Consider the following 20,357-nt stretch of genomic DNA (forward strand, 5'->3'; position numbering starts at 1 on the left):
CGAAACCGACCTGAAAACAAACCAACGCGGTTTCGTGTGCCGTGGCTCTTGTGGGAACCAGTCATAAACTTCGGGGGAATATTCTATACGCAACGACCGGGGTTGTCGTTAGTCAGATGGGAATAATCTTGGAAATAATTCGGGGCGCAAGTGTAATGATTGCGCCCCGGCTAATTAATGAATTCCGCCGATACGATTCAGGCGTACGCCTGTCGGCCATTCACCTTCTTGTTTCTCAAAGCTCATCCAGATTGCCGTAGCCCGGCCCACCAGATTTTGCTCCGGTACAAAGCCCCAGTAACGGCTGTCCGCGCTGTTGTCGCGGTTGTCACCCATCATGAAGTAGTGACCCGGCGGCACAATCCACGTGGCCAGCGGCTGGTTCGACTGGCGATAGTAGATCCCCAGTTGATCCTGCGCGATAGGCACGGTCAGAATGCGGTGCGTCACATCACCCAGCGTCTCTTTGCGCTCGGCCAGGCGCACGCCGTCGTCCATACTCTGCCCTTTCGGCATCTGGTAGAAACCGCTGCTCGCTTCACCGCCGGTACGACGGCCGAAAGTCTGCACAAAATCGCTCTCTTCCACATTGCTGTAGGTGATCGGCAGCGCGCTGCCGCATGCCTGGCCAGAGCTACAATTCGGCTGCACGGTAACCTGTTTGCTCACCGGATCGTACGTGACTTTATCGCCCGGAAGGCCAACTACGCGCTTGATGTAGTCAAGACGCGGATCGTCCGGGTATTTAAATACGGCAATATCGCCGCGTTTCGGATGACCGGTTTCGATCAGCGTTTTCTGGTAGATCGGATCTTTAATGCCATAGGCGAATTTCTCCACCAGAATAAAATCGCCAATCAGCAGCGTCGGCATCATCGAACCTGACGGGATCTGGAACGGTTCGTAAATAAACGAACGCACGACCAGAACAATCGCCAGCACCGGGAATACAGAAGCGCCTGTTTCCAGCCAGCCCGGTTTCGGGCCGATTTTCTTCAGCGTTTTCGCATCCAGCGCATCACCTGTCGCAACCTGCGCGGCGGCCTGACGTTCCCGGCGTTTCGGTGCAAAAATAAACTTATCCAGGCACCATAAAATTCCCGTCACCAGCGTCGCGATCACCAGTATCAGGGCAAACATGTTCGCCATGCCAACTCCTTTAGGTTATTTGCTCTCTTTGCCTACGTGCAGAATGGCAAGGAACGCTTCCTGCGGCAGTTCGACGTTACCGACCTGCTTCATACGTTTCTTACCTTCTTTCTGTTTCTGCAGCAGCTTTTTCTTACGGCTGACGTCACCGCCATAGCATTTTGCCAGTACGTTTTTACGCAGCTGTTTTACGGTCGCGCGGGCAATAATGTGGTTGCCAATCGCCGCCTGAATAGCGATATCAAACTGCTGGCGCGGGATCAGCTCTTTCATCTTCTCCACCAGCTCGCGGCCACGGTACGGTGCGTTATCGTTGTGGGTGATCAGCGCCAGCGCATCAACACGCTCGCCGTTAATCAGCACATCCACACGTACCATGTTTGAAGCCTGGAAACGTTTGAAGTTGTAGTCCAGCGACGCATAACCGCGCGAGGTGGACTTCAGACGGTCGAAGAAGTCCAGCACCACTTCCGCCATCGGAATTTCATAGGTCAGCGCCACCTGATTACCGTGGTAAACCATGTTGGTTTGTACACCGCGTTTTTCCACGCACAAGGTAATGACGTTGCCCAGGTATTCCTGCGGCAGCAGCATATGGCATTCGGCGATCGGCTCGCGCAGTTCGTCGATATTGTTCAGCGGCGGCAGCTTGGAAGGGCTGTCGACGTAAACCACTTCTTTGTTGGTGGTCAACACTTCGTAGACTACGGTCGGCGCCGTGGTGATCAGATCCAGATCGTATTCGCGCTCCAGACGTTCCTGAATGATCTCCATGTGCAGCAGACCGAGGAAGCCGCAGCGGAAGCCGAAGCCCAGCGCGGTGGAACTTTCCGGCTCATAGAACAGCGAAGCATCGTTCAGGCTCAGTTTACCGAGCGCGTCACGGAAGTTTTCATAATCGTCGGAACTGACCGGGAACAGACCCGCATAAACCTGCGGTTTCACCTTTTTAAAGCCTGGCAGCGCTTTGTCTGCCGGATTACGGGCTGTAGTCAGGGTATCGCCGACCGGCGCGCCGAGAATGTCTTTAATTGCGCAGACCAGCCAGCCTACTTCGCCGCATTTCAGTTCGTTACGGTCGATCTGTTTCGGCGTGAAAATACCGAGGCGGTCAGCGTTGTAGACCTGCCCGGTGCTCATCACCTTAATTTTGTCGCCTTTGCGCATGGTGCCGTTTTTGATACGCACCAGAGAAACCACGCCGAGGTAGTTATCGAACCAGGAGTCGATAATCAGCGCCTGCAACGGCGCATCCGGATCGCCTTCCGGCGGCGGAATATCACGCACCAGGCGTTCCAGAACGTCCGGTACGCCAACGCCGGTTTTCGCCGAGCAGCGCACCGCATCGGTAGCATCGATGCCGACGATGTCTTCAATCTCTTCCGCAACGCGTTCAGGATCGGCAGCTGGCAGGTCGATTTTGTTCAGTACCGGCACCACTTCGAGATCCATTTCAATGGCGGTATAGCAGTTCGCCAGCGTCTGCGCTTCCACGCCCTGCCCGGCATCCACCACCAGCAGCGCCCCTTCACAGGCGGCCAGCGAGCGAGAAACCTCATAGGAGAAGTCAACGTGACCCGGGGTATCGATAAAGTTGAGCTGGTAGATTTCGCCATTGTTGGCTTTGTAATCCAGCGTCACGCTTTGCGCTTTGATAGTAATACCGCGCTCGCGCTCAAGATCCATCGAATCAAGAACCTGGGCTTCCATTTCGCGATCGGAAAGACCACCGCAAATCTGGATGATACGGTCAGACAGCGTCGACTTACCGTGGTCGATGTGAGCGATGATCGAAAAGTTACGAATATTCTTCATAGAGTGAGATTTTATGCCTTACGAGTAGCTAAGAGGCCTGTTCGCGCCTGACGTCAAATGTACTGAAACGCCGCATTCTACACTACAACCACAATGCGGGGAAATGCCAGAAAGTGACGCCATTACCGCAAGGCGAAAAGGGAAATTACGGACGATTTTCAGCAGTTGTACTATCGACGCGAATCATCTCTGGCGGCAGGCCAACGCTTAAGATCACCGGCTGCCATTCACTGCGGGTAGCCAGCTTTGGCGACAGCCCGCGCGCGAGTAAAAAGCCGCCAACGCCGCCCAGCACCGCGCCGCACAGCGCTGCGATATCGGCAGCAAACAGCGACTGGAAAATGGCACCCATAGCAAACAGCCCCACCAGCGGCGACATATAGACCAGCATTGCGGAGCTCAGCAGGCTGGCCTCAGCAATGCCCAGCTCCACTTTTTGCCCCGCCACCAGCGGTTGTTCACAAGGAACCGCAATGGTGTGCGTTGTTTGCGGACCCAGTTTATTTAGCACACGGCTGCCGCAACCTGCACGGGAAGCGCAGCTGCTACAGGATGCTTTAACATCGCATTCGACCAGCGCGTTACCATTTTGCCAGGAAACGACGGTCGCCCACTCTTTAATCATTGTGCGGCCTTGAATTTGAGGCTGTCCGCAATACGTTTTGCGGTTTGCGGTGGCAGTTCGCCGACAACGGTGATTTCCGCGTTATCGCGAACCGTGGTCATCACGGTACGCCGACCGGTACGCAGTAACTGTTCGGAACTGTTCTGATTGGCCGGACTGATGTTAACCGAGAAGCTGAATAACCCATCAGAATAAAGACGCGATTCAACCGGCATCTCAAGCGTTGGCAATTTACGGCGGCTGCTGGCGACCTGCTCAAAGCCCTGCGGCACCCAGGATGGCATCCAGTTGAAATCCACGTTATCGCCAGCCGGTAACGACAGCAGCGGCGGCAGACTGGCTTTTGCCAGTGTCTGCATGTTACTGGCAACCTGGCCATTGACCGAGAATGCGATGACGCGGAACTGCTCAAGGGTTTCGCCATCGCGATCGAGCAGATCGACGCGCATTGGCAGATGCGTCTCTTCATCCATCCAGACGATATAGCTGTACCGGGTGCCATCGCGCGCCACAACGCGGATCACTTCGCATAGTCTGTCAGCAATGCGCGTACGGCCTACGGAGATGAAGTCATAGTAAGGGGAAAGACGTTTGAAATCGGTATAAACCAGTGACGGCAGCGAATCGACAATATAGTTGCCGTTGAGCGTAAAGGGTTCAAGACCAGGCTCAAAGTAGCTGATCTCACTACCCCGCTGCACCACTTCCCGACGCGGACCGTCCATCTGCAATAGCTGTGCAAGCGGTTGGTCATTCACACGCACATGGCGGTAGCGTAAAGACTCTACTCCCTGCTTATTAATGCTGATAAAAGACAGTTCGTAGTTGAGTGACTGACTCGCCACATTCATTTGCTGTAACAACGCCCCGGATGAAACATCAGCCGAGGCGTTGACAGAGAAGAACAGGCCAGTAGCCACAAAAGACATGGCACACCAAAGTTGCTTCATTACTGCGATTGCGTTCCTAAAGTTTGATTTCCCGGCACCTGTACAGCGGCCTGCTGCGTTTGCGCCTGCTCAAACTGAAGCTGTTCGGAGTGCAGACGGCGTTGCAGTTCGTAATCCTGCAACATCGCATTAATGCGACGACGCTGTTCCTGCACCTGCTGTTGCTGACCGGCGCTTGCCGACGCATCAGAAGGAACACCCAAACTCACCGGACTGGCTTTACCCATCATCGGCAGCGTATTAAACACTGGCGCTTCGGGCTGTTGGGTTGATTCAGTTGAGCCATTATAGTGCTGGACACCAACAATAACAGCAAGTGATACGCATGCCGCTACGCCCATTTGGGTAAGCTGGCTTGCCCACGGACGAACCTTGTGCCAGAACGGCATCTTCTGCCATTGGTGCGGCGCAGGCTGCGCTTCGGGAATCAACGGCGTCGCAGTTTCAACGGCGTCGTTCTCAATCGCGGCCATCACGCGGGCGGAGATATCGAAATGGAGGAGATCGGCCGTATCACCGCGCATAGAGTCGCGAATAAGGTGATAGTTCTCCCAGGTTCTCTGCATTTCAGGATCGCGGGCCAGCTCTGCGAGCAGCTCGCTATCCAGCGTTTCACCATCCATTAAAGCGGAAAGTTGTTCTTTCTGCATGCCTAATACCTTTTTCAGTATCCCGCTATCGTCAACGCCTGATAAGCGGTTGAACTTTATTATCAATAGCTTCACGCGCACGGAAGATACGTGAACGCACTGTACCAACCGGGCAATCCATGATGACCGCAATCTCTTCGTAACTCAGGCCATCCAGCTCCCGCAACGTAATAGCCATGCGTAAATCTTCCGGGAGCGACTCAATGGTACGGAAAACTATTTGTCTCAGTTCTTCTGACAACATTAAGTTCTCAGGGTTCGAAATTTCTTTTAGTGCACCGCCACTTTCGAAGTTTTCTGCTTCAATAGCGTCCACATCACTGGATGGCGGCCTGCGCCCCTGGGCGACCAGATAATTTTTCGCTGTGTTAACAGCAATTCGGTATAGCCATGTATAAAAAGCACTATCTCCCCTGAACGAATCAAGCGCGCGATAGGCCTTTATAAATGATTCTTGTACGACATCAGGCACATCGCCCGAAGGGACATACCGGGAAACCAGACTCGCCACTTTATGCTGGTAGCGCACCACCAGTAAGTTAAACGCTTTCTGATCTCCTTTCTGGACCCTTTCGACAAGAACCTGATCCGTTAACTGCTCGCTCATCCGAGGTAAAATCTCCCCAAAACCAATTTCCACGCGTATCCAGAAACGCCACTCCAATACTGCAATATGAGCAAGCAGCCAATTAGAGCCCAGGTTTACAGTAAAGTTCCGTTACGCCATTGTTTTTGTGTATCGTTCGCAAAAAATCATTATCACTCATTATAAGTCTGCAAACGCTGAACACTGTGTTTTCTCAAAGAAAAGACCTTAAGATCGCCAGAGAGTAACGCAATAGTGTTTTTTTTTCATCTCTAATACACCTTCCCTAACGATCTGCTTCTTAATATTTTTTCCGCTGATGATACCTGCTTGCTCTGAGTTTCTGTTTAGCCATTAATACAACCATCGCAAAAAAGAGTGATCTTTCGCCGGACGCGGTGCTATGCTCAGCAAACCTTGTTTAGTAAATTAAACACAGATCATGAAAACAACGCCTGAACTCTCCTGTGATGTATTGGTGGTCGGCAGCGGCGCCGCCGGTCTTTCCGTGGCATTACGTCTGGCAGCACAACAGCACAACGTTATCGTCTTAAGTAAGGGGCCAATCAGTGAAGGCTCAACATTTTATGCTCAGGGCGGCATTGCAGCCGTGTTTGACGAAACAGACAGCGTTGAATCCCATGTGGAAGATACGCTGATTGCTGGCGCAGGAATTGTTGAACGTCACGCGGCGGAATTTGTCGCCAGCAATGCCCGTTCCTGCGTACAGTGGCTTATCGATCAGGGGGTGTTATTTGACACCGAGGTCGCCGCAAATGGCGAGTCCAGCTACCATTTGACGCGCGAAGGCGGGCACAGCCATCGCCGCATCCTTCATGCCGCCGATGCCACCGGTAAAGCGGTGGAAAATACTCTGGTCAGCAAGGCCATCAACCACCCGAATATTCGCGTACTCGAACGCTGCAATGCGGTGGATTTGATTATTTCGGACAAAATCGGTCTGCCGGGTACGCGTCGCGTCGTAGGCGCATGGGTGTGGAACCGGAATAAAGAACAGGTAGAAACCTGCCAGGCAAAGGCGGTGGTGCTGGCGACCGGCGGTGCATCGAAAGTCTATCAATACACCACCAACCCGGATATCTCCTCCGGTGACGGCATCGCCATGGCGTGGCGCGCTGGTTGCCGGGTGGCGAACCTGGAGTTTAACCAGTTCCATCCCACCGCGCTGTTTCATCCTCAGGCGCGCAGCTTCCTGCTCAGCGAAGCGCTGCGCGGTGAAGGGGCTTATTTGAAACGTCCGGACGGTACGCGGTTTATGCCGGACTTTGATCCGCGTGGCGAACTGGCACCGCGTGATGTCGTCGCCCGCGCTATCGATCATGAAATGAAGCGCCTCGGCGTGGACTGCATGTATCTCGATATCAGCCATAAACCTGCCGAATTTATTCGTCATCACTTCCCGATGATTTATGAAAAATTGCTGGGTTTGGGAATTGATTTGACCAAAGAACCTGTGCCGATTGTGCCTGCCGCGCATTACACCTGCGGCGGCGTGATGGTTGACGATCGCGGGCGTAGCGATGTCGATGGTCTCTATGCCATTGGCGAAGTGAGCTACACCGGCCTGCATGGCGCGAACCGCATGGCATCGAATTCACTGCTTGAATGTCTGGTGTACGGTTGGTCGGCAGCGGAAGACATTGCCCGCCGCATGCCGCATGTGCATGCCATTCCGGCGCTGCCCGCCTGGGATGAAAGCCGCGTCGACGACGCCGATGAGCGAGTAATCCTGCAACATAACTGGCACGAACTGCGGCTGTTTATGTGGGACTACGTGGGTATCGTGCGCACCACAAAACGACTCGAACGCGCAATGCGCCGCATTACCTTGTTGCAGCAGGAAATTGACGAGTACTACGCCAATTTCCGCGTCTCCAATAATCTGCTGGAGTTGCGTAACCTGGTACAGGTAGCCGAGCTGATTGTCCGCTGCGCGATGCAGCGCAAAGAGAGCCGCGGGTTGCATTACACGCTGGATTACCCCGAACAGCTTGCGGAATCCGGCCCGACGGTACTCTCGCCGCGCAGTTACATAAACAAGTAGAAGCTCTGGGTCAGCGCGGTGTAACTGTCGGAATAGCGCTGATCCGGCCCGCGAATCGCCAGCCGGTCGGCGAACACGTCACCGGCACGCGGCGAGAACGCCAGCAGGACACGATGTGGCAAACGGCTTTCCGTTTCCGCCACATCGGTTCGCAACCGTAAATGCCAGCCGATACCAAGCGCTTTCTGCGTGAAAAGATCGCTGGCTTCAATCGGCAGTACAACGCAGAAAAAGCCCTCTTCCGTCACCAGAGTGGCGGCAATTTCCAGCAACGACTGATGATCAAGCGTAGTGGTATAGCGCGCGCGATCGCGTTCTGGCGTCGCACATTTCACCCCTTCGTCAAAATAGGGAGGATTGCTGACAATCAGATCGTAACGCGCGGTATTCTCACTGCTCCACTGGCGAATATCAGCCTCGTGAACTGTGATACGATCTGCCCACGGCGATGCCAGCACATTTTCCTGCGCCTGCGAAGCAGCCTGCGCATCAAGTTCGACGGCATCAATGGTCACCGTCGGCCCGGTTCGCTGCGCCAGCATCAACGCCAGCAGACCGCTGCCCGTGCCAATATCCAGCACATGCCGGGCTTTCGATACCGGCGACCAGGCACCCAGCATCAAACCATCGGTGCCCACTTTCATGGCGCAACGATCGTGTGCGACAAAGAATTCTTTAAACGTGAAGCCGTCACGGCGCAACTGAGCCTTTGGCTGAGACATCTTTACAACCTCAATACGGAAACAGGCGTAGCATAGGTGAAAGCAAAGCGCCGGAAAAGCGATAAGCAGACAACAGATGAAGATTCCAGCCGTAACGTCTATAATCAGCGCCCCACACAGAGGTAGATCATGACTGTAACGACTTTTTCCGAACTCGAACTTGACGACAGCCTACTGGACGCGCTCCAGGATAAAGGCTTTACGCGCCCAACCGCTATCCAGGCAGCTGCCATTCCGCCTGCGCTTGAGGGGCGTGACGTCCTTGGTTCTGCGCCTACTGGTACCGGTAAAACGGCGGCCTACCTGCTGCCAGCGTTGCAACACCTTCTGGACTTTCCACGTAAGAAATCTGGTCCGCCGCGTATTCTGATCCTGACGCCAACCCGCGAGCTGGCAATGCAGGTTGCCGATCATGCCCGCGAACTGGCGGCGAATACCCATCTGGATATCGCGACCATTACCGGCGGCGTCGCCTATATGAACCACGCTGAAGTGTTCAGCGAAAATCAGGATATCGTGGTTGCTACCACCGGTCGCCTGCTGCAATACATTAAAGAAGAGAACTTCGACTGCCGCGCGGTAGAAACGCTGATCCTCGATGAAGCCGATCGCATGCTGGATATGGGCTTCGCGCAGGATATCGAGCACATTGCGGGTGAAACTCGCTGGCGCAAACAGACGATGCTGTTCTCCGCAACGCTTGAAGGCGACGCGATCAAAAATTTCGCCGAACGTCTGCTGGAAGATCCGGTCGAAGTCTCAGCCACACCGTCAACGCGCGAACGTAAGAAAATCCACCAGTGGTACTACCGCGCCGACGACCTTGAACACAAAACCGCGCTGCTGATACACCTGCTGAAACAGCCGGAAGTCAGCCGCTCTATCGTCTTCGTGCGTAAACGTGAACGCGTGCATGAGCTGGCAGGCTGGCTGCGCGAAGCAGGCATCAATAACTGCTATCTCGAAGGCGAAATGGTACAGGTGAAGCGCAACGAAGCGATCAAACGTCTGACCGATGGCCGCGTCAATGTGCTGATCGCCACCGATGTGGCTGCCCGCGGTATCGACATTCCGGATGTCAGCCACGTCATTAACTTCGATATGCCGCGCAGTGGCGACACCTACCTGCACCGTATTGGCCGCACCGGCCGCGCCGGTCGCAAAGGAGCAGCCATCTCTCTGGTTGAAGCGCACGATCACCTGTTGCTGGGCAAAGTCGGCCGTTACGTTGAAGAGCCGCTGAAAGCTCGCGTCGTGGACGAACTGCGCCCGACAACGCGAGTGCCGAGCGAGAAGCTGAAAGGCAAGCCGTCGAAAAAAGTGCTGGCCAAACGCGAAGAGAAGAAAAAAGAGAAAGAAAAAGAGAAGCCGCGCGTGAAGCAACGCCATCGCGATACCAAAAACATCGGTAAGCGACGCAAGCCCAGCGCTGCAAGCAGCGGGCAGCAAAAAACAGAAGAGTAAAAAAAACGCCGGGATATCCCGGCGTTTTTTTTATCAGCCTGAAATTACAGGCTTTCAGTAAAGGTACGAGCAATAACGTCGCGCTGCTGTTCCGGCGTCAGCGAGTTAAAACGTACGGCATAACCGGATACACGAATGGTCAGCTGCGGGTATTTTTCCGGATGTTCAACCGCATCAAGCAGTGTTTCACGACGCAGAACGTTCACGTTCAGGTGCTGACCGCCTTCCACGCGCACTTCCGGTTTCACTTCCATTGGAATTTCACGGTATTCGATAGCGCCCAGTTTGTTGACCGCAACCACTTCATCTTCCGCGAAACCACCTTTTGCGCAGACGCAACGTGCTTCGCCTTTTTCGCTATCAAGCAGCCAGAACGAGTTCAGCAGGTTGTCGTTTGCAGCTTTAGTAATCTGGATACCAGTAATCATGATTTGCCTCCCTTCGGCACATTATTCGATTCGCCGGTTTCCCGGCCAATTGGTAAAACCATTGTTGTCTGATTGTTTATATACCAGTCTGACACCCCTCATTCTTTGATTTAAATCAATAAAAACCACACAGTAAAAGTGGTGATCGTGGAATATACTTGTTTTATATCAAGTTACGCGTTTCAGACCACCTTAAAACATTTGTAAATTTTCAAATTTTTTTGAGTATATTCTGCAAAAGCCGACGGTGAATTTTGTTCTGCCGAAAGAAGCAGTTAAGCTACGGGGAACCAACTTCGCAGGAGAGCGGGATGACCACCTCATTAACATGGCATGATGTGCTGGCAGAAGAAAAACAGCAGCCCTACTTTATTAACACTCTCAGTACGGTTGCGGCTGAGCGGCAGTCCGGAATGACCATCTACCCACCGCAGAAAGATGTGTTTAATGCTTTCCGTTTTACCGAACTGGGCGACGTTAAGGTAGTGATTCTGGGGCAGGATCCTTATCACGGTCCTGGTCAGGCGCATGGCCTGGCATTTTCTGTGCGCCCTGGTATCGCCATCCCACCTTCCCTGCTGAATATGTATAAAGAGCTGGAAAACACCATACCGGGCTTCGTGCGGCCGCAGCATGGCTATCTGGAGAGCTGGGCGCGCCAGGGCGTATTGCTGCTCAACACCGTGCTGACGGTACGCGCTGGCCAGGCGCATTCGCATGCCAGTCTCGGCTGGGAAACCTTTACCGACAAAGTGATCGCACTGATTAATGAACATCGGGAAGGCGTCGTGTTTTTACTCTGGGGTTCGCATGCGCAGAAGAAAGGGGCGATTATCGACAAATCCCGCCACCATGTTTTGCGCGCGCCGCACCCGTCACCGCTCTCTGCGCATCGCGGTTTCTTTGGTTGTAATCACTTTGTGCTGGCAAATCAGTGGCTGGAGCAGCATGGAGAGCAGCCGATCGACTGGATGCCGACCCTGCCCGCGGAAACCGAGTAAAAAAAGCCAGCATTGCGCTGGCTTTTTTAATCTGCTGGCTAACGTCAGGCTTTGTTCTGCCGCCACCATTCTGCCAACAACACGCCGGTTGCCACAGAAACATTGAGGCTTTCAACGTTGCCGGTACCCTCAATCGAGACGCTCAGATCCGCGCGGGAAAGCGTCGCATCAGATAACCCATCACGCTCCTGGCCCAGTACCAGCACCATTTTTTTCGGTAACGTCGCTTTGAACAGCGGCGTGCCGTTGTGGCTGGAAGTCGTTACCAGCGCATAACCGGCCTGACGGAAATCTTCCAGCGCATCGGCAAAGCTGTCGCCAGTAATTGCCTGAACGTGTTCGGCGCCGCCTTCTGCGGTACGCACCGCAGCGCCAGATTCAATCACCCCAGCATCCTGCAACACCACGCCTTTGACGCCAAAGTGCGCGCAGCTACGCATAATCGCGCCGAGGTTATGCGGGTTGCCAACATCTTCGAGCGCCAGCACGCAATCGTCTTCACCGGCGTTCGCCACCCATTTCTGCACGCTCAGACCATTGCGTTTTTTGATCAGGAAGCAGACACCGCCGTGATGTTCCGTCCCGGACGCTTTCTCCAGTTCTTCGTCATCCACCACATGATAAGCTTTGCGGTTTGCCGCCATCCAGCGCAGGGCTTCTTTAAAACGCGGCGTTACGCTCTGCACAAACCAGGCGCGAACAATGGATTCAGGACGGCTGCTGAACAGCGCCTGGCAGGCGTTTTCGCCGTATACACGCGTCTCTTCCGCGCGCTGACGACGCAGCACTTCGGGATCGATAAAGCTTTTACCGCTGATACCGCCGTGATCCGGTTTTTCCGGCGTGTCGTCGCCCGGTGCGCGGGAAACGGTACGCCACGGTGAATCACCACGTTCACTGTAATTGTCTCGCTGCGGGCGGCGACTGTTGTTGTCGCGAGCAGAACGGCCTCTGTCATCACGGCCAGGGCGGCCACGATCATCGCGGGCAGTACGACGGTCATCTCCGGCACGAGACGACGATCCTGCACGTGCTGGCCCTTTCCCGGTGCGCGGGTTTTGGCCACGTTTATCGGAATCATCATCACTGCGGACATACATCACTTTGACCTTGCCGCTTTTGTTCTTTAATTCATCGTTCATGCTTTTCTCCACCAGCGCTGCGCGAAGCGCGCAGATTACCTGATGTCCTTGCGCTTCGCCATTAATTCGTTCAAAAGCTATCGACTATTGTATTCATTGAACAAAACGCATTGTCGTTTAAAACCTTCTTATTAATAATATGTAACATAGTAGAAACATACCGGCAGTTATGCCGCTCTGTACCATCGCTTTTCCTGAGGTTAGTTATGAATACCGTATGTGCAAGCTGTCAGGCGCTGAATCGCATTCCCGAAGAGAGAATGAACGACGGCGCAAAATGTGGACGCTGTGGACACGAGCTGTTCGATGGAGATGTGATCAACGCTACCGGTGAAACGCTGGATAAATTGCTGAAAGACGATCTGCCCGTGGTCGTTGATTTCTGGGCGCCATGGTGTGGCCCGTGCCGCAGTTTTGCGCCGATTTTTGAAGATGTGGCGGAAGAACGCAGCGGCAAAGTGCGGTTTGTCAAAGTGAACACCGAAGCTGAACGTGAACTGAGCGCGCGCTTCCGCATTCGCAGTATTCCAACCATTATGTTGTTCAAGAATGGTGAAGTTGTTGACATGCTCAGCGGCGCCGTGCCGAAAGCGCCGTTCGACAGTTGGCTCAACGAATCGCTGTGATCCCGTCGGGGCGCATCTTGTGCCCCGTTTTCAGCTCTGCGACAATGGCGTTTTTATTGCGCAATCCCCATGACCGAAAACGCTGTTCTTCGACTCCGCGCCGAACGCCTTGCCCGTTCGACGCGTCCGTTCCTTGCCCGTGGTAACCGTATCCGTCGCTGCCAGCGTTGCCTGCTGCCGCTGCGCCAGTGCCTGTGCGAGACGTTAAAATCCGCGACCGCCAACAGCCGTTTCTGCCTGGTGATGTTCGATACCGAACCGATGAAACCGAGCAATACCGGAAGGCTGATTGCCGACGTGTTACCCGATACGCTGGCCTTTCAGTGGTCGCGCACCGAACCGCCGCAGGCGCTTATCGATCTTTGCCGCAGTGAAACGTATCAGCCAATGGTGGTGTTTCCCGCCTCTTATGCGGGCAGCGAACGCCAGGTGCTGAGTGCGCCGCCGTCAGGTAAACCGCCGCTGTTTATTATGCTGGACGGCACCTGGACCGAAGCGCGTAAAATGTTCCGTAAAAGCCCTTATCTGGATGCGCTGCCGGTTATCTCTGTGGATCTTTCGCGTGTTTCCGCTTACCGCCTGCGGGAAGCGCATGCCGATGACCAATATTGCACTGCGGAAGTGGCGATTGCGCTGCTGGATATCGCGCGCGACAACGCTGCCGCACAGGCGCTCGGCGAACATTTCACGCTCTTTCGCGAACGTTATCTGGCAGGGAAAACGCGCCATCCATCCGCTATCACAGCAAATGCAGCCGAAAACGTTTAAAATCATCGGATCTCTCTTATGCGGAGGCCGGTATGAGCCAACGAGGGCTGGAAGCGTTATTGCGTCCCCGATCGATTGCGGTAGTGGGCGCGTCAATGAAGCCGGATCGCGCAGGTTTTCTGATGATGCGCAATTTACTGGCAGGAGGATTTGCCGGGCCGGTATTGCCGGTCACGCCCGCCTATAAAGCGGTTCAGGGCGTGCTGGCCTGGCCGGATGTCGCCAGCCTGCCGTTTACGCCCGATCTCGCGGTGCTGTGCACGCACGCCAAACGCAACCTTGAACTGCTTGATGCGCTGGGGCAAAAAGGCTGCAAAACCTGCATTATTCTCTCGGCGCCTCCTGAACAGCATTCGCTTCTTCTGGCCAGCGCTGCGCGCTATCAGATGCGCCTGCTCGGCCCGAACAGCCTCGGTTTACTTGCTCCGTGGCAGGGGCTGAACGCCAGTTTTTCGCCGGTGCCGATTACGCGCGGCAAACTGGCTTTTATCTCCCAGTCAGCGGCAGTGTCGAATACAATCCTCGACTGGGCGCAACAGCGCGAGATGGGATTCTCTTACTTCATCGCGCTTGGCGATAGCCTGGATATCGATGTTGACGAACTGCTGGATTTTCTCGCGCGGGACAGTAAAACCAGCGCCATTCTGCTGTATCTGGAACATTTAAGCGACGCGCGTCGTTTTGTCTCCGCCGCCCGCAGCGCATCACGAAATAAACCTATTCTGGTTATCAAAAGCGGTCGCAGCCCGGAAGCACAGCGATTATTGCAGGTGCATTCCGGTCTTGATCCCGCCTGGGATGCGGCGATTCAGCGAGCCGGTTTGCTGCGTGTCCAGGATACACATGAACTGTTTTCGGCGGTAGAAACGCTCAGCCATATGCGTCCGCTGCGTGGCGAGCGCCTGATGATCGTCAGTAATGGCGCCGCACCGGCCGCGCTGGCGCTGGATGAACTTTGGCTGCGCAATGGCAAACTGGCAGCGCTCAGCGAAGAGACGCTGGCCCGTTTGCACACGGCGCTACCGGATTCCGTCGTCCCCGGTAATCCGCTCGATTTACGCGATGATGCCGGTAACGAGCGCTATATCGCGGCGCTTAATATTTTGCTCGACAGCCAGGATTACGACGCGTTGATGGTGATCCATGCGCCCAGCGCCGCCGCGCCGGGCAGCGAAAGCGCAGTAACATTGATCGACGCGCTGAACAAACATCCGCGCGGGAAATATGTAACAGTGCTGACCAACTGGTGCGGCGAGTTTTCTTCGCAAGAAGCGCGACGCCTGTTCAGCGAAGCGGGCTTACCCACTTATCGCACGCCGGAAGGCACCATCACGGCGTTTATGCATATGGTGGAGTATCGCCGCAACCAGAAACAGCTCCGCGAAACACCCGCGATATCCCTCAACATGACGGCGAATACCGCCGAAGCGCACCATTTGTTGCAGCAAGCGCTGATGGAGGGCGCAACGACGCTGGATACGCATGAAGTCCAGCCGATTTTAGGCGCCTGGGGGCTACAAACACTGCCGACGTGGATCGCCAGTGACAGTGCTGAAGCTGTGCACATTGCCGAACAGATTGGTTACCCGGTCGCCTTAAAACTGCGTTCGCCGGATATTCCTCACAAATCCGAAGTTCAGGGGGTGATGCTTTATCTGCGCACAGCGAACGAGGTGCAGCAGGCTGCGGATGCAATTATCGATCGTGTGAAGATGAACTGGCCGCAGGCACGTATTCATGGTTTGCAGGTACAAAGCATGGCAAACCGCGCGGGCGCGCAGGAACTGCGGGTGGTTGTCGAGCATGATCCAGTATTCGGCCCGTTGATTATGTTAGGCGAAGGCGGCGTTGAGTGGCGGGCAGAAGATCAGGCCGCCGTTGCGCTACCGCCGCTGAATATGAATCTCGCCCGTTATTTGATCATTCAGGCGATTAAAAGTAAAAAGATCCGTGGGCGCAGTGCGTTACGCTCGTTGGACATCCCCGGGTTAAGCCAGTTTTTGGTGCAGGTTTCGAATCTGATCGTTGATTGCCCGGAAATTGATCGGCTGGATATTCATCCTTTACTTGCCTCCGGTAGCGAATTTACCGCGCTGGATGTGACCATGACCCTTGCCCCCGTTGTCGGAAACAGTGAAGCGCGTCTCGCTATTCGTCCCTATCCTCAGCATCTGGAAGAAGAGGTAGAGATGAAAAATGGCGAGCAGTGCCAGTTCCGCCCGATTCTTCCGGAAGATGAGCCTCAGCTACAGCGCTTTATCGCCCAGGTGACAAAAGAGGATCTTTACTACCGTTACTTTAGTGAGATCAACGAATTTACCCATGATGATTTAGCGAATATGACGCAGATCGACTACGATCGGGAAATGGCATTTGTCGCGGTACGACGCACAGATCAAGGTGAAGAAATTCTGGGTGTTACGCGTGCGTTTTCCGATCCGGATAATATTGACGCTGAATTTTCTGTGCTGGTTCGTTCCGATTTGAAAGGACTCGGGCTTGGTCGACGTTTGCTTGAGAAGCTTATCAGTTATACCCGGGATCACGGACTTAAGCGCTTGAATGGTATTACTATGCCCAACAATCGCGGCATGGTGACGCTGGCGCGTAAACTGGGATTTGACGTTGATATTCAGCTGGAAGATGGCATTGTGGGATTGTCCCTCCAACTCATGAAGACGGATGAATCCTGAGTAAGGTACTGGAAATGTTGACTACTTTAGCAGGCACGGTGTTATTATTGCCCGCTTATGTCGTCTGCATGGTACAGAAGACCCTTCAATAAACAGAGAAGAAACGCACTGTGATGTTGTCAAAATTTAAGCGTAATAAACATCAACAACACCTTGCCCAACTCCCCAAGATTGCTCAGTCAGTTGATGACATAGAGTTTTTCTACTCACCCGCTGATTTCAGGGAGACGCTGCTGGCGAAAATCGCCAGTGCTACGCGCCGGATCTATATCATCGCCCTGTACCTGGAACAGGACGATGGCGGGAAAGGAATTCTGCATGCGCTGTATGAAGCCAAGCGCCAACGCCCGGAACTGGATGTCTGTGTGCTTGTCGACTGGCACCGCGCCCAGCGTGGCCGCATTGGCGCAGCGGCATCGAATACCAACGCCGACTGGTACTGCCGCCTTGCGCAGGAAAATCCGGACGTTGTGGTTCCGGTCTATGGCGTTCCTGTGAATACGCGTGAAGCGCTCGGCGTGCTGCATTTCAAAGGATTTATCATTGATGACAGCGTGCTTTACAGCGGCGCAAGCCTCAATGATGTCTATTTGCATCAGCACGATAAGTATCGCTATGACCGCTATCAGTTGATCCGCAACCCGCAAATGGCGGATATCATTCGCAACTGGGTCGATCAGAACCTGATTCAGGGACGCGGCGTAAATCGCCTTGATAATGCTCAGCGTCCGAAAAGCCCGGAAATCAAAAACAATATTCGTCTGTTCCGTCAGGAGCTGCGCGATGCTACGTACCATTTCCAGGGCAATGCGGATAACGATCAACTGGCGGTCACGCCGCTGGTCGGTCTGGGTAAATCCAGCCTGCTGAACAAAACTATTTTCCATCTTATGCCGTGTGCAGAGCACAAGCTGACGATTTGTACCCCCTATTTCAACCTGCCTGCGGTGCTGGTGCGTAACATTATCCAGCTACTGCGCGATGGTAAAAAAGTGGAAATTATCGTTGGCGACAAAACGGCGAATGACTTTTTCATTCCTGAAGATCAACCGTTCAAAATCATCGGCGCGCTGCCTTATCTGTATGAAATCAATCTGCGTCGTTTCCTGAGCCGGTTACAGTATTACGTTAACACCGATCAGTTAGTTGTGCGTTTATGGAAAGATGACGATAACAGCTATCACCTGAAAGGAATGTGGGTGGATGATGAATGGATTCTGCTGACAGGTAATAACCTGAACCCCCGCGCCTGGCGGCTGGATCTGGAAAATGCCATCCTGATCCACGATCCGAAACATGAACTGGCGGCCCAGCGCGACAAAGAGCTGGAGCTTATCCGCACGCATACGACCGTGGTGAATCATTATCGTGATTTGCAAAGCATTGCGGATTATCCGGTGAAGGTGCGCAAACTTATTCGCCGATTGCGCCGTATCCGCATCGATAAGCTGATAAGCCGTATTCTTTAAAACTAAGCCCCGTCTCCGTGATGGGGCTTTTTTTCGGGTCTGCTGATGAAATACATGCTGATAGCAAGTGTGGTGCTACTGACGGGCTGTAGCCATATGGCGAATGATCGCTGGAGTGGGCAAGATAAGGCGCAGCATTTTCTGGGCTCCGCCATGCTTTCTGCCGCCGGTAACGAGGTAGCGCAACATCAGGGATATAGCCGCGATCGCAGCGCAATGGTAGGGCTGATGTTTTCAATTAGCCTTGGCGCATCGAAGGAGCTTTGGGACAGCCGTCCGGCGGGGAGCGGCTGGAGCTGGAAAGATTTCGCATGGGATGTTGCCGGTGCCACAACGGGCTATACCGTGTGGCAACTGGCAAATCACTAAAGACGGATGCCTTTTCCTTTACGATGAAGCATAAGCGAGACCAGAAACGCTAACGCTCCCAGCACGGTGACGTACCAGAAAAAAGCGGTTTCGACACCGAATGACTTCAACGACAGTGCCACATATTCCGCCGAACCGCCAAATAACGCATTCGCCACGGCATAAGAAAGCCCGACACCCAGAGCGCGCACCTGCGCGGGAAACATTTCTGCTTTCAGGATCCCACTGATCGAGGTGTAAAAGCTGACGATCACCAGCGCCAGCATCACCAGAGCAAATGCCGCGTATGGCGAGGTAACGCTGTGCAATGCGCTGAGGATCGGTACTGTGCACACCGTTGAAAGACCGCCGAACAGCAGCATTGATGTGCGGCGTCCAATCTTATCAGATAAAGCACCAATAAACGGCTGAATCAGCATAAAGACAAACAGAGCTACAGTCATAATAATGCTGGCAACGTTCGCGTGCATACCCGCCGTATTAACCAGGTATTTCTGCATATAAGTGGTGAAGGTGTAAAACGCCAGCGATCCGCCCGCGGTGAATCCAAGCACCATCAGAAAAGCTTTACGGTTGCGCCATAATCCTTTCATTGAGCCGGCTTCTTTTAATGCCCGAACTTCTTGCTGCGATGTTTCATCCAGTTGTCGGCGCAACCAGAGTGCGACAATGGCCAGCGCTGCACCGATAGCAAAGGGAATACGCCAGCCCCATGCGCGTAATTCAGCATCATCAAGAATCTGTTGCAAAATCACGACAACCAGTAGCGCCAGCAATTGCCCACCGATCAGCGTAACGTACTGGAATGATGCGTAAAAACCTTTACGTCCTTCCACGGCGACTTCGCTCATGTAGGTCGCGCTGGTGCCGTACTCGCCGCCGACAGAAAGCCCCTGGAACAAACGGGCAATCAGTAATAGCGCCGGAGCCCAGGTGCCGATTGCGTCATAACCCGGTAAACAAGCAATGACCAGCGATCCAAGGCACATCATACAGACAGAGATCAGCATTGAGGTTTTACGCCCGCGGCGATCGGCGATTCGACCGAATAACCATCCGCCAATAGGACGCATCAGAAAACCGGCGGCAAATACGCCTGCGGTTTGTAATAGCTGGGTTGTCGTATTACCTGTCGGAAAAAAGATATGGGCAAAATAGAGAGAGCAAAAGGAGTAGACATAAAAATCAAACCACTCCACCAGGTTGCCCGATGAAGCGCCAATAATCGCCCACACCCTTCTGCGAGTATCGCTGCTGGTGAGCGATGCACGCGTTGTTATGCTGCTTTCAGCCATTCGAATGATACTCCTGCCAGAGCCAGAGGTTACTTGCCCATGGTGAGTATCCTTGTCCACCACTGCGCAAAGACAGAAATGTTACATACTTGTTATAATTAAATCGTGATCACAATCACGTTTTAGCTTAGCAGGATAAGCAATTAAGAATATGACCTGACCAGGAAAATAAATAAAGCAAAAAAGCCCCGTGCCTGCGCACGGGGCTTCCCTGTCTGTTCCGCTTCAGCTTCTGGCCCAGCGCAAAAAGGCCATCCTTACGGATGGCCTCTTCACCGATTTGATGCCTGGCAGTTCCCTACTCTCGCATGGGGAGACCCCACACTACCATCGGCGCTACGGCGTTTCACTTCTGAGTTCGGCATGGGGTCAGGTGGGACCACCGCGCTAGTGCCGCCAGGCAAATTCTGTTTACCGTCATGCCCTCAGGGCACACCGGTCTAATCTGTATCAGGCTGAATATCGTCTCTCACCGCCAAAACATCTTCGGCGTTGTAAGGTTAAGCCTCACGGTTCATTAGTACCGGTTAGCTCAACGCA

At 53.9% G+C, this 20,357-nt stretch carries 18 protein-coding genes and 1 rRNA gene; 8 read left to right on the plus strand and 11 right to left on the minus strand.

What is annotated here, in order from left to right; all coding sequences use genetic code 11:
- Positions 1-174: 174 nt before the first annotated feature.
- The 6 genes from lepB to rpoE form a co-directional block, all read right to left on the minus strand.
- Positions 175-1,149, minus strand: a complete 975-nt coding sequence (gene lepB, locus C0557_RS18585; protein ID WP_208660125.1) for a signal peptidase I — start codon at positions 1,147-1,149, stop codon at positions 175-177.
- Positions 1,150-1,164: 15 nt separating this feature from the next.
- Positions 1,165-2,964 carry a translation elongation factor 4 gene (gene lepA, locus C0557_RS18590; RefSeq protein ID WP_208660127.1) on the minus strand — a complete coding sequence of 600 codons (1,800 nt, stop codon included), beginning with the start codon at positions 2,962-2,964 and terminating at the stop codon, positions 1,165-1,167.
- A gap of 145 nt (positions 2,965-3,109) precedes the next feature.
- A complete protein-coding gene (gene rseC, locus C0557_RS18595; RefSeq protein WP_007370773.1) occupies positions 3,110-3,589 on the minus strand; it encodes a SoxR-reducing system protein RseC in 480 nt (159 codons plus the stop codon).
- A complete protein-coding gene (gene rseB / locus C0557_RS18600; RefSeq protein WP_208660129.1) occupies positions 3,586-4,539 on the minus strand; it encodes a sigma-E factor regulatory protein RseB in 954 nt (317 codons plus the stop codon). The genes rseC and rseB overlap by 4 nt, the downstream gene beginning before the upstream one ends.
- On the minus strand, positions 4,539-5,189 hold the full coding sequence (rseA, locus tag C0557_RS18605) for an anti-sigma-E factor RseA (RefSeq protein WP_043952659.1): 651 nt from the start codon (positions 5,187-5,189) through the stop codon (positions 4,539-4,541). Before rseA ends, rseB begins: the two co-directional genes overlap by 1 nt.
- Before the next feature lie 31 nt (positions 5,190-5,220).
- Entirely contained in the window at positions 5,221-5,796 is a 576-nt protein-coding gene (gene rpoE / locus C0557_RS18610) for an RNA polymerase sigma factor RpoE (RefSeq protein ID WP_007370770.1), read from the minus strand.
- A gap of 421 nt (positions 5,797-6,217) precedes the next feature.
- Here rpoE and nadB point away from each other — a divergent pair, with 421 nt between their 5' ends.
- Positions 6,218-7,840 carry an L-aspartate oxidase gene (nadB, locus tag C0557_RS18615; RefSeq protein ID WP_208660131.1) on the plus strand — a complete coding sequence of 541 codons (1,623 nt, stop codon included), beginning with the start codon at positions 6,218-6,220 and terminating at the stop codon, positions 7,838-7,840.
- On the opposite strand, the gene C0557_RS18620 is transcribed toward nadB, so the two are convergent.
- Positions 7,825-8,562, minus strand: a complete 738-nt coding sequence (locus tag C0557_RS18620) for a tRNA1(Val) (adenine(37)-N6)-methyltransferase (RefSeq protein ID WP_074778670.1) — start codon at positions 8,560-8,562, stop codon at positions 7,825-7,827. The two genes, nadB and C0557_RS18620, sit on opposite strands and share 16 nt — an antisense overlap.
- Positions 8,563-8,691: 129 nt before the next feature.
- Between C0557_RS18620 and srmB the strand changes: the two genes are divergently transcribed.
- Entirely contained in the window at positions 8,692-10,026 is a 1,335-nt protein-coding gene (srmB, locus tag C0557_RS18625; RefSeq protein WP_074778668.1) for an ATP-dependent RNA helicase SrmB, read from the plus strand.
- Between the two features lie 44 nt (positions 10,027-10,070).
- On the opposite strand, the gene grcA is transcribed toward srmB, so the two are convergent.
- Positions 10,071-10,454 (minus strand): autonomous glycyl radical cofactor GrcA, encoded by a 384-nt coding sequence (grcA, locus tag C0557_RS18630; RefSeq protein ID WP_007370766.1) that lies wholly within the window; start codon positions 10,452-10,454, stop codon positions 10,071-10,073.
- 311 nt (positions 10,455-10,765) lie between these two features.
- Between grcA and ung the strand changes: the two genes are divergently transcribed.
- Positions 10,766-11,455: a uracil-DNA glycosylase gene (ung, locus tag C0557_RS18635; protein ID WP_074778666.1), complete on the plus strand. Its 690-nt coding sequence runs from the start codon at positions 10,766-10,768 to the stop codon at positions 11,453-11,455.
- A gap of 44 nt (positions 11,456-11,499) precedes the next feature.
- On the opposite strand, the gene C0557_RS18640 is transcribed toward ung, so the two are convergent.
- A complete protein-coding gene (locus C0557_RS18640; protein WP_208660134.1) occupies positions 11,500-12,597 on the minus strand; it encodes a tRNA/rRNA methyltransferase in 1,098 nt (365 codons plus the stop codon).
- A gap of 206 nt (positions 12,598-12,803) precedes the next feature.
- Between C0557_RS18640 and trxC the strand changes: the two genes are divergently transcribed.
- From trxC to C0557_RS18665, 5 genes are all read left to right on the plus strand, one after another.
- Positions 12,804-13,223, plus strand: a complete 420-nt coding sequence (gene trxC / locus C0557_RS18645) for a thioredoxin TrxC (protein ID WP_007370763.1) — start codon at positions 12,804-12,806, stop codon at positions 13,221-13,223.
- Positions 13,224-13,292: 69 nt separating this feature from the next.
- Positions 13,293-13,991, plus strand: coding sequence for a tRNA-uridine aminocarboxypropyltransferase (locus tag C0557_RS18650; RefSeq protein ID WP_208660136.1), 699 nt, complete (start codon positions 13,293-13,295; stop codon positions 13,989-13,991).
- Between the two features lie 32 nt (positions 13,992-14,023).
- Positions 14,024-16,684, plus strand: a complete 2,661-nt coding sequence (gene pat / locus C0557_RS18655; RefSeq protein WP_208660138.1) for a bifunctional acetate--CoA ligase family protein/GNAT family N-acetyltransferase — start codon at positions 14,024-14,026, stop codon at positions 16,682-16,684.
- A 113-nt stretch (positions 16,685-16,797) separates the two neighbouring features.
- Positions 16,798-18,153 carry a CDP-diacylglycerol--serine O-phosphatidyltransferase gene (pssA, locus tag C0557_RS18660; RefSeq protein WP_208660140.1) on the plus strand — a complete coding sequence of 452 codons (1,356 nt, stop codon included), beginning with the start codon at positions 16,798-16,800 and terminating at the stop codon, positions 18,151-18,153.
- A 45-nt stretch (positions 18,154-18,198) separates the two neighbouring features.
- Entirely contained in the window at positions 18,199-18,522 is a 324-nt protein-coding gene (locus tag C0557_RS18665; RefSeq protein ID WP_208660142.1) for a YfiM family lipoprotein, read from the plus strand.
- Here the strand turns inward: C0557_RS18665 and C0557_RS18670 are convergent.
- Together C0557_RS18670 and rrf are read right to left on the minus strand one after the other, a co-directional pair.
- Positions 18,519-19,817, minus strand: coding sequence for an MFS transporter (locus tag C0557_RS18670; protein WP_208660144.1), 1,299 nt, complete (start codon positions 19,815-19,817; stop codon positions 18,519-18,521). The two genes, C0557_RS18665 and C0557_RS18670, sit on opposite strands and share 4 nt — an antisense overlap.
- Positions 19,818-20,102: 285 nt before the next feature.
- Positions 20,103-20,218: ribosomal RNA gene (rrf, locus tag C0557_RS18675) — 5S ribosomal RNA — on the minus strand.
- Positions 20,219-20,357 lie beyond the last annotated feature (139 nt).

Origin of the sequence: Kosakonia sp. MUSA4, from assembly GCF_013085925.1 — a bacterium.
In the GTDB taxonomy this organism is placed as follows: domain Bacteria; phylum Pseudomonadota; class Gammaproteobacteria; order Enterobacterales; family Enterobacteriaceae; genus Kosakonia; species Kosakonia sacchari_B.

What these genes read in the sequence shown, in the direction of transcription:
- lepB (WP_208660125.1), bottom strand. Translation starts at nt 1,149, where the DNA reads ATGGCGAACATGTTTGCCCTGATACTGGTGATCGCGACGCTGGTGACG.
- lepA (WP_208660127.1), bottom strand. Translation starts at nt 2,964, where the DNA reads ATGAAGAATATTCGTAACTTTTCGATCATCGCTCACATCGACCACGGT.
- rseC (WP_007370773.1), bottom strand. Translation starts at nt 3,589, where the DNA reads ATGATTAAAGAGTGGGCGACCGTCGTTTCCTGGCAAAATGGTAACGCG.
- rseB (WP_208660129.1), bottom strand. Translation starts at nt 4,539, where the DNA reads ATGAAGCAACTTTGGTGTGCCATGTCTTTTGTGGCTACTGGCCTGTTC.
- rseA (WP_043952659.1), bottom strand. Translation starts at nt 5,189, where the DNA reads ATGCAGAAAGAACAACTTTCCGCTTTAATGGATGGTGAAACGCTGGAT.
- rpoE (WP_007370770.1), bottom strand. Translation starts at nt 5,796, where the DNA reads ATGAGCGAGCAGTTAACGGATCAGGTTCTTGTCGAAAGGGTCCAGAAA.
- nadB (WP_208660131.1), top strand. Translation starts at nt 6,218, where the DNA reads ATGAAAACAACGCCTGAACTCTCCTGTGATGTATTGGTGGTCGGCAGC.
- C0557_RS18620 (WP_074778670.1), bottom strand. Translation starts at nt 8,562, where the DNA reads ATGTCTCAGCCAAAGGCTCAGTTGCGCCGTGACGGCTTCACGTTTAAA.
- srmB (WP_074778668.1), top strand. Translation starts at nt 8,692, where the DNA reads ATGACTGTAACGACTTTTTCCGAACTCGAACTTGACGACAGCCTACTG.
- grcA (WP_007370766.1), bottom strand. Translation starts at nt 10,454, where the DNA reads ATGATTACTGGTATCCAGATTACTAAAGCTGCAAACGACAACCTGCTG.
- ung (WP_074778666.1), top strand. Translation starts at nt 10,766, where the DNA reads ATGACCACCTCATTAACATGGCATGATGTGCTGGCAGAAGAAAAACAG.
- C0557_RS18640 (WP_208660134.1), bottom strand. Translation starts at nt 12,597, where the DNA reads ATGAACGATGAATTAAAGAACAAAAGCGGCAAGGTCAAAGTGATGTAT.
- trxC (WP_007370763.1), top strand. Translation starts at nt 12,804, where the DNA reads ATGAATACCGTATGTGCAAGCTGTCAGGCGCTGAATCGCATTCCCGAA.
- C0557_RS18650 (WP_208660136.1), top strand. Translation starts at nt 13,293, where the DNA reads ATGACCGAAAACGCTGTTCTTCGACTCCGCGCCGAACGCCTTGCCCGT.
- pat (WP_208660138.1), top strand. Translation starts at nt 14,024, where the DNA reads ATGAGCCAACGAGGGCTGGAAGCGTTATTGCGTCCCCGATCGATTGCG.
- pssA (WP_208660140.1), top strand. Translation starts at nt 16,798, where the DNA reads ATGTTGTCAAAATTTAAGCGTAATAAACATCAACAACACCTTGCCCAA.
- C0557_RS18665 (WP_208660142.1), top strand. Translation starts at nt 18,199, where the DNA reads ATGAAATACATGCTGATAGCAAGTGTGGTGCTACTGACGGGCTGTAGC.
- C0557_RS18670 (WP_208660144.1), bottom strand. Translation starts at nt 19,817, where the DNA reads ATGGCTGAAAGCAGCATAACAACGCGTGCATCGCTCACCAGCAGCGAT.